The organism is Paenibacillus sp. J22P90 (assembly GCF_059692195.1).
In genome coordinates this window covers 620,740-634,174 of the sequence record NZ_JCAUAY010000004.1, presented here as the reverse complement: position 1 = coordinate 634,174, position 13,435 = coordinate 620,740, and the positions used below count along the sequence as shown (strand labels likewise).

Genomic DNA, 13,435 nt, shown 5'->3' with positions numbered 1-13,435 from the left:
GCCTATCCTGTTGCAGATGGATAGGTTTTTTTTTGGAGGTGTATGTAAGTTGAGCCGTACACGCAATAGCTTACTGTGTGTAATTCTCACGACCTTCTTACTAGTTGGATGCAATAGTCAGGGTACCGGACAAGCCGGGTCCACTGTTACAGTAATTCCAACTATACCTGTGTCTGTTCAAGTTTCAGAGGAACTCCCTGCGGCTGAAGATGTACAGAATGTAAGTGAACGACAGCTAGTGATGCTATTCCAAGGGTTAATTGTGATGGATCGCACACCTTTATTAGCGTTGACGGCTGAGCAGGCTCATGCCATTTTGCCCATTGTCACCAAAAGTGAGGAAGAAGGAAGCATCGACGAATCCGAGCGCAAAGAAGTTATCCATGTGTTATCCGCCGAGCAGAGAGCATATTTGGAAGAACAAGCGAAGCAATTAAAGCTGCGAATCGCTGAACGAATGAGCGCACGCAAGGAAAAATTGACAGCAGCGGAGAGGGAGCGATTTGTAAACGCTTTCGAAAAAAGGAGGAAGCTCGAAAAGCAGGTTGAAGCGGGTGTCTCAGGGAATGAGAACAGCGATGCGTCACCATCTCCGGAATCACGTGGAATGGGGATCAGCGTGGAGCAGCAGTTAATTGATTTATTGATTTCGAAGTTGTAAGGCAGCGTACATTTGCTAAGGGGGAAGTATCAGAATGAAATTTTTTCGCAGTAAATGGTTCATCGTAATTGTGGCAATTATCATTTGTGCTGGTGGTTCCTATGCGTATTTAGCAAAAGGAAAGAAATCGAAAACAGCAGAGACGAAGGAAGTTACGGTTGATGTAAAAAAAGGGAATATTCGCTCATCCGTATCGGGAACTGCCCAATTTGAGCCGAAAGATACCCAAACGATTTCGTCTACAGAAAATGCTCTCATCAAATCGATTAACCTGACTCGTAATCAAACGGTAAAAGCGGGAGATGTTCTGATCGAGCTGACAAGCTCAAACTTGGAAAATGATCTTCAAGATAACAAAACGACTTATGAGCAATTGGAGAAAGATTTGAAAACGAAGCAGCAGCAAAGAGGAATAACTGGCGTTACTGCACCTATTAGCGGGAAATTAACGTATGCCAATATTGATGTAGGGGCAACGATTAATAAATCAACGAAAATCGCTACGATTGGCGATGCGAGCACACTAACAGTTACCTTGCCATTTTTTGTCGAGGATGCAGCACAATTACATAAAGGTGATTCCATTGACATCACGGTGGATGGCTTCATGATTACCAAAACAGGAACGATTGCAGCCATTTCCAAAGATCCGAAATCGGATGGTAAGGGTGGAAAGCTTTTCGATATCGATATTCAAATTAAGAATGATAATTCCATGGATGCAGGTATGAATGCGTTGGGTTCTGCAACGATCGGTGGACGCACAGTGGATTCGCAAGGGAAAGCAGCACTTCAATATGTACAGGTTGCGACAGTACTTGCAGGAACGTCGGGCAGTATTTCTACCTTGCCTTTTAAAACAGGCGTAATTGTACATCAAGGAGATCTGCTTGCATCCTTCCTAAATGATACCTTAGATGATGATATAACTACGGCGCAAGCTGCACTAGAGCGTCAGAAGCTGAAAGTGGATGCGGCTCAAGATCGTGTAACTGCATTGAAAATTCTTGCTCCTTTCGATGGTGTATTCTCAACAGATTTCGTGAATAAAAAGGTGGATATTCTTGCAAACTTCCGACCAGGTACTAGGGTTTCGAGCGGTACTCAGTTTGGTACAGTGGCAAGCTTTGCCAAAATGCAGCTGCCGGTTCAAGTCGATGAGCTTGATTTACCTAACATTAAAGTTGGGATGAAAGCGGAGATTAAGGTCGATTCATTCCCAGGGCGTCCATTCCCAGCTGAAGTAACACAAGTATCGACAGTAGGTACGACTACGAACGGTGTAACCTTCTACGATGTCATTTTGGCAACTGAAAATAAAGATAATTTGTTGAAATACGGAATGACGGCAACCGGTGAAATTTTGATTCAGGATAAAAAGGATGTACTCTACATACCGCCTGAAGCGCTTCAACTCCAACGTGGTAAACGTGTTGTTACGGTGAAAAAAGCGGATGGCACGTCGGAAACTGAGCATGAAGTGAAAATTGGTATTCGTTCCACAACGCAAATTGAGATCACAGAAGGTCTTAAAGAAGGCGATAAAGTCGTATTGCCTCAAGCTGTAAGAAGACAGCAAAATTTAAGCCAAGATGAGATTAATCGCTTAAGACAGCAGTTCCAACAAGGCGGCGGTGCCGGTGGAGCAGGCGGCTTTGGTGGCGGCGGCGCTGGCTTCCAACAAGGTGGCGCAGGCGGTGCTGGCGGAGCAGGCGGTGGCGGTAATGCCGGAGGCGGAGCTGCACAGCGTACTCAAGTTGGCGGTAATGCTGGTGGCGGCGGTGGCGGTAACAGATAATGCTGGCCGGAAAGGAGCTATTGCGGGATGAATATCATTGAACTAAAAGATATTACGAAAACCTATAGGCGCGGCGAGGAAGATCTTCCCATTCTCCGCAATATATCGTTATCTGTAGCTGAGGGTGATTTTGTCGCCATTATCGGACCGAGTGGATCAGGCAAATCAACCTTGATGAATACGATCGGGTTGTTGGATATTCCGACTTCAGGCAGCTACACGCTGGACGGTGTTGTAACGGAGCGTATGAGTGATAATGAACTGGCGGAGCTGAGGAATCAGAAGATCGGATTTATCTTTCAACAATTTAATCTGCTTCCGCGATTAACCGCTATGGAAAACGTGGAGCTTCCGATGATTTATGCCGGTATTTCGAAGAAAGAACGCAAAGAACGTGCGAATGCGATGTTGAAAATGCTCGGGATGGGCGAACGCGGCCATCATCGGCCAAGTGAGCTGTCCGGGGGACAGCAGCAGCGTGTAGCCATTGCGCGAGCATTGGCAATCTCGCCATCGCTGATTTTAGCGGATGAGCCGACAGGGGCATTAGACTCACGTACAGGCGAGGAAGTGTTGGAGCTTATCCTGCAGCTCAATGCCCAGGGCAATACCATTGTTCTTATTACGCATGATCATCATATCGCTGACAATGCGAAACGTGTCGTTGCCCTTCGTGACGGCGTCATCGTAGATGATTATCGGAATGATGCCAAGAAGGCTCCGTTGCAGCAAGAGGTGACCGTATGAAGGTAAGTGAACTGATCCGGATGTCGCTTCGGACGATTATTTCGAGTCCGTTGCGTACATTTCTGACCATGCTTGGCGTTATTATTGGTGTTAGCTCCGTCGTAACGCTCGTTTCCATCGGGCAAGGTACATCGGAAGCTATCGCGAAGCAATACGAGAACATGGGAACGAATTTACTCGTTGTAACGGCTACGGGGAACGGACGTGCCACGCAGCTCGGTTATGATGATCTCATGAATTTTGAAAATTTCCCGGAATTCAAATCCATCGCGCCGACGATGTCGAAGAACGGCTCTAACGTCAAGTATGATCGTACGCAAGAGAAATATAATGTGCTAGGGACAAATGACCGCTATTTCGACATCATCAAAGCTAAAATCGATAAAGGTCGCAATCTGTCGCCGACGGATCTCGAATTTCGTTCCAATGTCGCAATCTTGGGCAGTGAAGTGACGAAGAAATTTTTCGGGACACTTGACCCGGTTGGCGAAAACATCAACATTGATGGCGTTGTTTTCAACGTCATCGGGACGCTCAAAGAGAAGGGCTCGAACATTGGTGGAGCTTCCGTAGATAGCTCAGTAATCGTTCCGCTAGAATCTGCTAGACGTCAATTTAAACTGGGACAAATTCGAACTACGTACGTCGAAGCGCCTACGAAAGAAGATATTTATACGGCTCAAGAGACAATGAAACAGTACCTGACGTATAAATTCAAAAGCGAAACAGGCTTTGTGTTAACGAATCAGGACGAGCTGTTGAAAGCACGGACTGAAGCAACCAATACACTTACGAATCAATTAGTGGCGGTTGCCTTAATTTCACTGCTCGTCGGTGGAATCGGGATCATGAATATTATGCTAGTTACGGTAAGTGAACGTACGCGTGAGATCGGGATTCGCAAATCGATTGGCGCTAAGCGTCGAAATATTTTGCTGCAATTCCTTGTGGAAGCGGTCGTAATCAGCGGTATGGGCGGTTTAATCGGACTTCTGCTGGGGATTGGTTTCTCGTATGCATTGCCGTATTTCAGCCCGAAGCAGTCAACCAGCCTTTCCTTCGATGTCGGTCTCTATTCCTTCTTATTCTCTGTATTAGTCGGTGTGATTTTCGGCTTATATCCGGCAAACAAAGCATCCAAGCTGCGTCCGATTGACGCATTGCGTTCTGACTAAAATTATCTACAAGGAGGACTCCCTGTGAATCAACAACGTAAGATGAAACGTCTGCTCAGCCGTTCAGCAATTATGCTAACTGCTGCAAGCTTCCTAACACTTCCTCTGGCAACCTCAGCTTTCGCTGGTAAGGAAGGCGTATTTCTCAGTGATTCCGTCTATTTTACATTGGACAAAGTCTCGTTATCGGTAGGAGCGGAGGATGGCTCGCTTCGTTTCTCATTAGGCTTGAATAATCATAGTGATTATACGGTGGATTTCAACAACTATGGTGTCAAAGTATTGGATACGAATGGCATTACTTACACAGCAAAGCTGAATGAAAAGGTCGTTGCGCGTGTGAAGGCAGGAGAGACGGGAACGTTTAAGTTTACGTCAGAAATTCCTAACAATCTTACCCCGGGTGACTTGAAGGTCGATATTTTTAGATGGAATAACAATTCGACTTCAGACATCGGAGCACTTTCTGTCGAATCTGCGATGGTTGAAGCGGGGCAAACGCAGGAGCAGCAAGCGGTTATTAATTTAAAAGAAATTGATACTGCCTTGGCTGAAGAAGTTTTAGTTACCGCTAAGCTTGGACAAAGCTATAAAGTCTACAAAGATGGCGTGTGGATGGTCTACACGGATCTCACATTAGCGAATGAGGGCAGCTCCAGTGTAAAACTGCCAGAGGGTCTTGAACTCAATTTCCAAGACAGCAAAGGATTGACCTATGGTGCTCAGTTTGTTACGAATGTGGGCACATTGCTTCCTGAGCAACCTGTGACAGTGAAGCTGCAAGCAGCCGTACCAGCTTCGCTGGATACGAATAAATTGTCCTTATTGTTCTCACCTAAAGGCAAAGTGAAAACGACGGTCTTAGGTACACTGAATGCAGCGAAAACGTTTGCTGTAGGCAAAATTGGCGACAACGCGGCTTATCCGAATCCCGAAGCGAATGAAGATTTGAATGGTCTTGTCATTTCGACTTCTTGGGCAACGGCCGTTCAACAAACCGATGGGCTGCATGTCCAAGCGAATGTGACATTGACCAACGAGGGTGATGGCATTATTACAATTCCTAACTTGACAGCAGAGTTCCAAGCGAATCGAGGCAATGTTGGTGTGACATCCAGTGATAACGCGGTGCGTGCTTCTTATTTATCGCCAAATGAGTCAACAACGTTCCGTTTCCAAGGCGTAGTGCCTGCGGCGCTAAGCGCTGAAGCTTTACAACTTGTTGTGCTGGAGAAACAAGCTGCAGCTGCTTCCACAACGCCATCAACGGGTACAGGCGGTACAGGCGGTACAGGCGGTACTGGCAGTAATGGCAATTCGGATAGCACGAAACAAGCGTCATCCTTGCCAGTAGCTGTTACTTCGCTTGCTGGTGCAGGTGCTGCTGGTGAAGCTACAACCTATGCGGCTGCGCAAGATTATAAGATCGGTGATGCTTTTAAATTATCATCGACGAATAGCATCGACTCCAACCTTGGGTTGTCGCTCGTTGAGTTTGGTATGAGTGTGAACTCAGACTTCGGCTATAAGACAATTGTTGGAAAATATAAATTGACGAATAAAGGGACGACAACATTGACGTTGCCGGATTTCCAAACGGATTTAACAAACGAAGATGGTTACACCTATGCAGGGGTTCGTCAAACAAATGTGGCGAAGAGTATCGCTCCGAACACAAGCTATGTTTTGAACTACTCGTACATGGTGCCAGATACAGAAGACGCGGATAAGCTTGCGCTGAATCTGTACGATGCGAGTCGATTGGCCATTGGTTCATACAAAGCAGAAGTGCAGCCAGTTCCAGCAACAGGACCTATCTCCGTGTATCCATTTACGATCAACTTTGACAATTATACGCTCAGCACTACCTATAGCAAAGACGGCTCCTATGGTTACCGTTTACGCTTAGATCTGGACTTGGAGCGTCAAGCACAAGTGATCACGGATGCGAATTTCTCTTCACTCTTGTTTGAAGTTGTGGACACAGAAGGACGTTTGTTGAGCTCCAAAACTATGACCTTCACAGGTCAGCAAAAAATTATGTCCGGCGTTCAATTCCTAGAATTTACGAATGTGAGATCCGAGCAAATTACTTCGAATTCTGTTTTTAACATTTATGAAGTGATTGCCACTCCGAATGGGGAAGCAAAACGTTTGATCAGAACGATTACGCCATAAGCTAATCGGTTGAAATGAAAAAAGAGTAGGTCCAGTGTGAACTGGATCTACTCTTTTTAGTTTACAGCGACTCTGGTGATGGGGGATAAGCCGCATCAACTAGATCTAAACGACCAGTTTCCGGATCGATGATCAGGCCGTGAACGGGAAGATTTTTCGGTAATAATGGATGATTTCGTATAATATTTACGCTTTTCTCGATGCCATCACGTACATGATTGAATCCTGTTAACCATTTCTTCAGGTCAATACCAGCATGTCCCAACGTTTCAATGACATCGTCGGAAATGCCTCTGGCCTTCGCATTGGCAATGACAACATCCGAGTTAAGACCTGTCATCCCGCAATCATAGTGACCAATGACGAATACTTCGTCCGCTTCCAACTGATAGACAGCGACAATAATACTACGCATCAGACTGCCAAATGGGTGAGAGACGATCGCGCCGGCATTTTTAAGTATTTTAGCATCTCCGTTATGTAGATTCATGGCCTTGGGCAGCAATTCAACTAATCGTGTATCCATACATGTGACGACAACCATTTTTTTGTCTGGAAATTTGGTGGTCAGAAACTCTTGATATTGCTTCGTTTCTACGAAATCCTTGTTGTAGCTCAAAATCTCATTAATCAAAGTCATGGTATTCCCTCCAAGAAAGTTGATGTGCTGCGTATCTATGTTGTGCAGCGTTATCGTTTATCGACTAAGCTCATACCCGCATTGTAAATCTGATTATTACTCTTCAGTATATAGGATTTATTTCCTTCGTGGAAGTCAATTTTCATATTCTCCTCGAAAAAGATCTCGTCCTTCGCTTTATAAATCAATGGGAATGCGCCTGTCTCTGCAGCAATATCACCAGAATTTGCCTCTGTGACCAACCATAGCGTAGGTACGCCATTTACGGAACAACCGCAGCCCTCAGTATCAAAAACGAGCTTTAATAAGGTGTTATTTTGTTCGAGAAATGGTGCTAATCGTTGTTTAGCTGTATCGGTAAACGTGATATTCATATGTTCATCTCCCTCGTATAGTTACACAAAAAACAGCCTGTCATTCCAAGGCATGTCCTTATTCTACCACAAATTTGATTCTAGCCCTCGTTGGAAGTATGATAATTATTGAAACATTTGGGAGGAGCTGAGCACATGAGTGTTGGTGTTGTAAATGCCAAATTGGCATCGTTCAAAGCTTATGTTCGTAAAATGAAGCAGTACGAAGAGGCAATCTCTTTGATTTATTGGGACATGCGCACGGGTGCTCCGAAAAAAGGGATCGAAACGCGTTCTGAGGTTGTCGGTGAGCTCTCCACCGAAGTATTCCGGATGTCCACCTCAGATGAGATGGGCAGCTATGTCGATTTCTTCATGCAGCCAGCTGAGCTGGAGCAGCTAGATCCTATTTCCCGCAAAATGGTGCAGGAATGCAAAAAGGAATACGATCGCAGCAAAAAAATTCCAGCTGAGAAATATCAAGCCTATGTCGTATTAACTTCGCAAGCTGAATCCGCATGGGAAGGCGCGAAGCATAATTCGGATTGGGCATCTTTTCAGCCATATTTGGAAAAAATCGTTGCAGCTACGCAGGAATTTATTGAGCTGTGGGGCTATGAAGGGCATAAATATAACACCCTGCTGGACATGTACGAGCCAGGGATGAAGGTTGAGAAGTTGGATGAGGTATTCGGTACCTTGCGTGAAAAAGCAGTTCCACTGCTTCAGCGGATTGCGGCTTCGGCCAACCAGCCGAATCGTGCTTTCCTAGACCAGCAATTTGATATCGGTAAGCAGAAGCAATTCTCGCTTTCTATTTTGAAGCAGATGCAATATGACTTCGAAGCGGGGCGTTTGGATGAGACCGTGCATCCTTTTGCAACGGCTTTAAATCCAGGCGATGTGCGGATCACGACGCGTTATTTGCCAAATGATATCACCTCGGCTTTGTTCGGGACAATTCATGAGGGCGGACATGCGCTGTATGAACAAAATATTTCAACGGACCTCGTGGGCACAAATCTGTGCACGGGTACATCCATGGGGATTCACGAGTCGCAGTCCCGCTTCTGGGAAAATGTCATTGGCCGCAGCAAACAATTCTGGGAGCGCTACTATGGCGAGCTTCAGACAACATTTAGCGGGCAAATTGATGATGTCAGCGTAGAGGATTTTTACCGCGCCATCAACCATATCGAGCCTTCTTTGATTCGCATTGAAGCTGATGAGCTTACGTACAACTTACATATCATGATTCGCTATGAGCTCGAAAAAGGCTTATTTAACGGCTCCATTGCCGTAGCGGATTTGCCTGCGGCGTGGAATGCCAAATACGAGGAGTATTTGGGCGTTACGCCTCCGAATGACGGCGAAGGTGTCCTTCAGGACGTACACTGGTCCGGCGGCGCATTCGGCTACTTCCCATCGTATGCTCTTGGGAACATGTACGCGGCGCAATTCACGAACACCTTGCGTAAAGAGCTGCCAAACTTTGATAGTCTGATTGCTGAAGGCAATCTAACGCCAATCAAAGCGTGGCTCACTGAGAAGGTGTACCAGCACGGCAAGCTGCTGACACCGAACGAAATTATTCAACAAGTTACCGGCGAGCCGTTAAATCCGGAGTATTTGGTGGCATATCTGGAAGAGAAGTATTCGGAAGTGTATGGGATTTAGTAGGTGAGTGAAACAGCTACCCGCGACGAATTGATTCGTCGTGGGGGCTGTTTTTTTGTTATGCAAGTTGTTTGCGGCCGAGCATCACCCACCACCTCCGCGTCAAAGTTGCAAATAGGCATCTTTTATCAGCACTTTGCGGGCGTTTAAGCATAATTGATGCAAATAGGCACTCATTTTCGTGATTTCATCCCATTTCGAGCCCATTCTTGAAAAATAGTTGCCTTTTCGCACTTATTTTTCACCTGCGCCTCACGCCACATCAAATGGTTGCACTTTAGCATTTTTGCCTTTAGAGAAGTCGCCAATCCCCCCCAACTTGTCTTCGTACGCGCGCACAACAAAATCAGCCTATTTCGCTTAAATCCCAAATATTATCAGCTTCTTGTGCTTTTCTGGAAGAACCATTAACCGACGTCTGGGCTCCTGCATACGATACATTACAATTCAAATCGGAGGGACGTCCTATGAAAAATCGGAAAAGATGGGGATTCACTTTATCCGTTGTTCTGCTCTTAAGCTTAATCGCTACAGCATGCGGATCGAAAACGGAAGAAACAACAAAGGTGCGTATTGGTGAGGTGACGCGTTCCTTATTTTATGCGCCGCAATATGTGGCGTTATCGCAAGGTTTTTTCAAGGATGAGGGGCTCGACGTGGAGCTGACAACGACGCCAGGCGGCGACAAAACGATGACCGCGCTGCTCTCGAACGCTATTGATGTCGCCTTGGTAGGATCGGAAACATCGATCTACGTCTCACAGCAAGGGTCAGATGATCCGGTGATCAACTTTGCTCAGCTGACACAAACAGACGGAACGTTCCTAGTTGCCCGTAACAAAGTGGATAAATTGGAGTGGAATGCACTCAAAGGGAAAGTGTTCCTCGGACAAAGAAAAGGTGGCATGCCGCAAATGGCCGGCGAGTTCACGCTGAAAAAGCATAACATCGATCCGCAGAAAGACTTGCAGCTGATTCAGAACATTGATTTTGCGAACATTGTATCGGCGTATGCCTCTGGAACAGGTGAGTATGTACAGCTTTTTGAGCCGCAAGCGTCAATCATTGAAAAAGAAGGCAAGGGCTATGTACTTGCATCCTTCGGTGTAGAAAGCGGACATCTGCCGTACACCGTCTTTATGTCGAAGCAAAGTTTCATCAAAGCGAACCCGGCCACGATTCAGAAGTTCACGAATGCGATTCAACGAGCGCAGCTGTGGGTTGCCGCCAAAAGCGTAGATGAAATTACGGAAGCGGTTCTGCCTTATTTTAAAGATATCGATGTTGCGATTGTAAAAAATGTCGTGAAACGCTATAAGGATCAAGGCTCCTTCGCTACGGATGGCATTGTAGATGAAGCAGAATGGAACAATTTACTCGATGTGATGACATCAGCTGGAGAGCTGAAAGAGAAAATAGCATGGAGCAAGCTAGTGAACAATTCATTTGCGGAAAAAGCGAAAGCAAACGTCAAAAAATAAATAAGCGGCAACAGGAGTCACAGTAAATGGAGATAAGAGGAGGTTAGGCGCCATGGACACAGCTGTACAGGTTGGAGATGTCACACAGGTTTACGTAACAGAGGAGCGAGCGACGCTTGCCCTACAAGGCATTTCTTTTGACATTGCGAAAGGCGAATTCATCAGTCTGATTGGTCCTAGCGGTTGTGGCAAAACAACGCTCTTATCGATCATTGCGGGACTCCTCCCGCCTACTTCAGGCCAGATTACTGTAGCAGGTCATCGCGTGCAGGGTCCATCGCCTAAAGTGGGCTACATGCTGCAGCAAGACTACTTATTCCCGTGGCGAACCATTGAAGCGAATGCTTGTATGGGGTTGGAAATAGCAGGCACGCTGACGAAAGAGACAAAGCAGGGAGCACTCCACTTGTTAGAGGAGATGGGCCTTCTCGCCTTCAAAGATTATTACCCGGGGCAGTTGTCAGGGGGGATGCGCCAGCGCGTAGCTCTCGTTCGGACGTTGGCCACAGAACCAGAACTGCTTCTATTAGATGAACCTTTCTCGGCACTGGACTATCAAACGAAGCTGCAACTAGAGGACCTGGTTGTTGAGACGTTACAAGCGAAGAAGAAAACAGCGATTTTGGTCACGCATGATATTTCAGAAGCAATCGCCATGAGCGACCGAATTATTGTGCTGGCACCGAATCCGGGGCGCATTCGCAAGTCCTTCCTGATGCCTGAGGCGGTAAGGGCTGCAGTACCTTTTGAGGCGAGAGAATTGCCTGAATTTCATGTACTATTTCGACAAATTTGGCAGGAATTTGGGGGTGTGCAGCATGGATAGCCAAAGCCAGTTACCAGATGAAAAGTTAAAACAGGACGTACATCAACGTTATCTGAAAGCGAAAAAGAAAGAAACGAAGTGGGTCCGTCTTTGGCAGCTCGCTATCCTGCTGCTTTTTTTATCCCTCTGGGAGCTCGCATCACGTTTGAAATGGATCGATGTTTTGCTTTTTAGTTATCCAACCAAGGTATTTCAACTGCTGTGGGAAAAGCTGCTTGACGGGACGCTTCTTCCTCACGTTGCGGTGACGGTGGAAGAGACGATCATTGGTTTTTTCCTCGGGACAATATTTGGAACGGCACTAGCAGTGGTCATATGGTGGTCGCCATTTCTGTCACGCGTACTGGATCCGTACATTGTGGTGCTGAACAGTATGCCGAAGGTAGCGCTGGGACCATTGTTTATCGTAGGCTTTGGCCCTGGCTTGCTTTCGATTATCGCAACTACACTTTCGATTACGGTCATTATCACGACACTTGTCGTCTACGGTAGCTTCAAGGAAGTGGACCATAACTACGTTAAGGTCGTGAAGTTATTCGGAGGCAATCAGCGAAAAGTATTTCTTAAAGCGATTCTGCCCGCTTCATTTCCAACCATTGTTTCTACGCTAAAAGTAAATGTAGGCTTGGCCTGGATCGGCGTCATCGTCGGTGAATTTCTAGTATCCGAGAAGGGGCTGGGGTACTTAATCATATACGGCTTTCAAGTGTTCAATTTCACCTTGGTAATATCCACGCTATTCGTGATCGCCTTAGTCGCTACAGTGATGTACCAGCTTGTTGCCAACCTAGAGAAGAGACTAACAAAGCATAGGTAGCAGGAAAGGCTTGCCACATCGAAATCAAAATGAAATAATGAGCCCATAGAAAAACCTGTAAAGAGGTGAAAAACTATGGGCTTTCGCGTGCTCAAAACAGCCGTGGCCGTCATAATCGCGATGTATTTGGCGTATATTTTAGGGGTTCATACACCAGCAGCAGCGGGGCTTCTTGCGATTTTGGGCATTGAGGTGACGAAAAAGAAAGGCATCCAAAGCGCCCTTCACCGCATCGCGGCTTCCATTCTGGCACTACTCATCGGATCGCTCTTATTTCACGTACTCGGCTTTCATATTTGGGTCGTTAGTTTATTTATCCTGATCGCTTTTCCCGTTCTCGTGCGCTTACGGATTACGGAGGGGGCGGTTACAGGAGCCGTCGTGATGCTGCATCTTTTTGCCTATGAATCAGCGGGCTGGGCGTCAGTGTGGAATGAATTGTTGTTACTAGTGATTGGATTAGGCTCCGCAACGGTGATCAATATTGCCTATATGCCGAAGGCGGACAGCGCCCTCATCGCGCACAAAGAACAAATAGAAAGTTTATTTTCTGACATTTTTATCAACATTGCACAGCATCTTCGGGATTTTACGGTGATATGGGATGGGAAAGAGCTGCTGGAAGTCAGTGAGGTCATTGAGCGCGGTGCAAGCTTAGCGAAACGTTCGATGGATAATACATTGCTGATTGGTGGAGATCCTTACTGGCGCGTGTACTTCTATATGAGAGGCGAGCAACTGGAATCGATTCAGCGGATGATGGATTTGGTTGCTCAGGTGTATCAGACTTTACCCCAAGGGGAGTGGGTTGCTGCGATCTTCGAAGATATTAGCCAAACTGTGAAGGAAGACTACTATACGGGGGATGCAGAGAAAAGATTGCAAGAGCTGAATGCCCGTTACAAGGGAATGCCATTGCCGGAGAGTCGCGAAGAATTCGAAGTGAGATCAGCGATTTTACAGCTTAACAGAGAGTTAATGCACTATTTATCTATTGCCAAAAAGCAAAAAAAACACCGTCCGGAGGCGGGTTGACTCTGACAGATATAAGTATTTTTGAATCCCAAAAATAATATAAAATA

General features: G+C 46.2%; 12 protein-coding genes. 10 read left to right on the top strand and 2 right to left on the bottom strand.

The features are described 5' to 3' along the window. The first annotated feature begins 49 nt into the window (after positions 1-49). From AC58UX_RS17250 to AC58UX_RS17230, 5 genes are read left to right on the top strand one after another with little or no spacing between them, the layout of a single operon-like run. A complete protein-coding gene (locus AC58UX_RS17250; protein ID WP_497254820.1) occupies positions 50-661 on the top strand; it encodes a hypothetical protein in 612 nt (203 codons plus the stop codon). A 34-nt stretch (positions 662-695) separates the two neighbouring features. Next, positions 696-2,459 (top strand): efflux RND transporter periplasmic adaptor subunit, encoded by a 1,764-nt coding sequence (locus tag AC58UX_RS17245; protein ID WP_497254818.1) that lies wholly within the window; start codon positions 696-698, stop codon positions 2,457-2,459. 27 nt (positions 2,460-2,486) lie between these two features. Continuing rightward, complete coding sequence (locus AC58UX_RS17240; protein ID WP_497254816.1) at positions 2,487-3,206, top strand: ABC transporter ATP-binding protein; 720 nt, start codon at positions 2,487-2,489, stop codon at positions 3,204-3,206. Continuing rightward, positions 3,203-4,381, top strand: a complete 1,179-nt coding sequence (locus tag AC58UX_RS17235; protein WP_497254814.1) for an ABC transporter permease — start codon at positions 3,203-3,205, stop codon at positions 4,379-4,381. Before AC58UX_RS17240 ends, AC58UX_RS17235 begins: the two co-directional genes overlap by 4 nt. 24 nt (positions 4,382-4,405) lie before the next feature. After that, positions 4,406-6,559 carry a hypothetical protein gene (locus AC58UX_RS17230; RefSeq protein WP_497254812.1) on the top strand — a complete coding sequence of 718 codons (2,154 nt, stop codon included), beginning with the start codon at positions 4,406-4,408 and terminating at the stop codon, positions 6,557-6,559. 61 nt (positions 6,560-6,620) lie between these two features. Here AC58UX_RS17230 and AC58UX_RS17225 read toward each other — a convergent pair whose 3' ends face one another. Together AC58UX_RS17225 and AC58UX_RS17220 are read right to left on the bottom strand one after the other, a co-directional pair. After that, positions 6,621-7,199, bottom strand: coding sequence for a beta-class carbonic anhydrase (locus tag AC58UX_RS17225; RefSeq protein ID WP_497254810.1), 579 nt, complete (start codon positions 7,197-7,199; stop codon positions 6,621-6,623). 50 nt (positions 7,200-7,249) lie between these two features. Further along, the gene (locus tag AC58UX_RS17220) at positions 7,250-7,573 is read right to left on the bottom strand and encodes an iron-sulfur cluster biosynthesis family protein (protein WP_497254808.1); all 324 of its coding nucleotides are present in this window, start codon (positions 7,571-7,573) and stop codon (positions 7,250-7,252) included. A 135-nt stretch (positions 7,574-7,708) separates the two neighbouring features. On the opposite strand from AC58UX_RS17220, the gene AC58UX_RS17215 reads away from it, so the two are divergent. The 5 genes from AC58UX_RS17215 to AC58UX_RS17195 all read left to right on the top strand — a co-directional run bounded on the left by AC58UX_RS17215 (position 7,709) and on the right by AC58UX_RS17195 (position 13,388). After that, entirely contained in the window at positions 7,709-9,229 is a 1,521-nt protein-coding gene (locus tag AC58UX_RS17215; RefSeq protein WP_497254806.1) for a carboxypeptidase M32, read from the top strand. A 467-nt stretch (positions 9,230-9,696) separates the two neighbouring features. Further along, a complete protein-coding gene (locus AC58UX_RS17210) occupies positions 9,697-10,710 on the top strand; it encodes an ABC transporter substrate-binding protein (protein ID WP_497254804.1) in 1,014 nt (337 codons plus the stop codon). A gap of 52 nt (positions 10,711-10,762) precedes the next feature. Beyond that, positions 10,763-11,536 (top strand): ABC transporter ATP-binding protein, encoded by a 774-nt coding sequence (locus tag AC58UX_RS17205; RefSeq protein ID WP_497254802.1) that lies wholly within the window; start codon positions 10,763-10,765, stop codon positions 11,534-11,536. Then, on the top strand, positions 11,529-12,353 hold the full coding sequence (locus tag AC58UX_RS17200; RefSeq protein WP_497254800.1) for an ABC transporter permease: 825 nt from the start codon (positions 11,529-11,531) through the stop codon (positions 12,351-12,353). Before AC58UX_RS17205 ends, AC58UX_RS17200 begins: the two co-directional genes overlap by 8 nt. Before the next feature lie 75 nt (positions 12,354-12,428). Beyond that, a complete protein-coding gene (locus AC58UX_RS17195) occupies positions 12,429-13,388 on the top strand; it encodes an aromatic acid exporter family protein (protein ID WP_497254798.1) in 960 nt (319 codons plus the stop codon). Positions 13,389-13,435: the final 47 nt, after the last annotated feature.

Bases quoted from the DNA above. Each gene is read 5' to 3' on its own strand.
- AC58UX_RS17245 (WP_497254818.1), top strand. From the start codon at position 696: ATGAAATTTTTTCGCAGTAAATGGTTCATCGTAATTGTGGCAATTATC.
- AC58UX_RS17195 (WP_497254798.1), top strand. From the start codon at position 12,429: ATGGGCTTTCGCGTGCTCAAAACAGCCGTGGCCGTCATAATCGCGATG.
- AC58UX_RS17235 (WP_497254814.1), top strand. From the start codon at position 3,203: ATGAAGGTAAGTGAACTGATCCGGATGTCGCTTCGGACGATTATTTCG.
- AC58UX_RS17200 (WP_497254800.1), top strand. From the start codon at position 11,529: ATGGATAGCCAAAGCCAGTTACCAGATGAAAAGTTAAAACAGGACGTA.
- AC58UX_RS17205 (WP_497254802.1), top strand. From the start codon at position 10,763: ATGGACACAGCTGTACAGGTTGGAGATGTCACACAGGTTTACGTAACA.
- AC58UX_RS17225 (WP_497254810.1), bottom strand. From the start codon at position 7,199: ATGACTTTGATTAATGAGATTTTGAGCTACAACAAGGATTTCGTAGAA.
- AC58UX_RS17215 (WP_497254806.1), top strand. From the start codon at position 7,709: ATGAGTGTTGGTGTTGTAAATGCCAAATTGGCATCGTTCAAAGCTTAT.
- AC58UX_RS17210 (WP_497254804.1), top strand. From the start codon at position 9,697: ATGAAAAATCGGAAAAGATGGGGATTCACTTTATCCGTTGTTCTGCTC.
- AC58UX_RS17240 (WP_497254816.1), top strand. From the start codon at position 2,487: ATGAATATCATTGAACTAAAAGATATTACGAAAACCTATAGGCGCGGC.
- AC58UX_RS17220 (WP_497254808.1), bottom strand. From the start codon at position 7,573: ATGAATATCACGTTTACCGATACAGCTAAACAACGATTAGCACCATTT.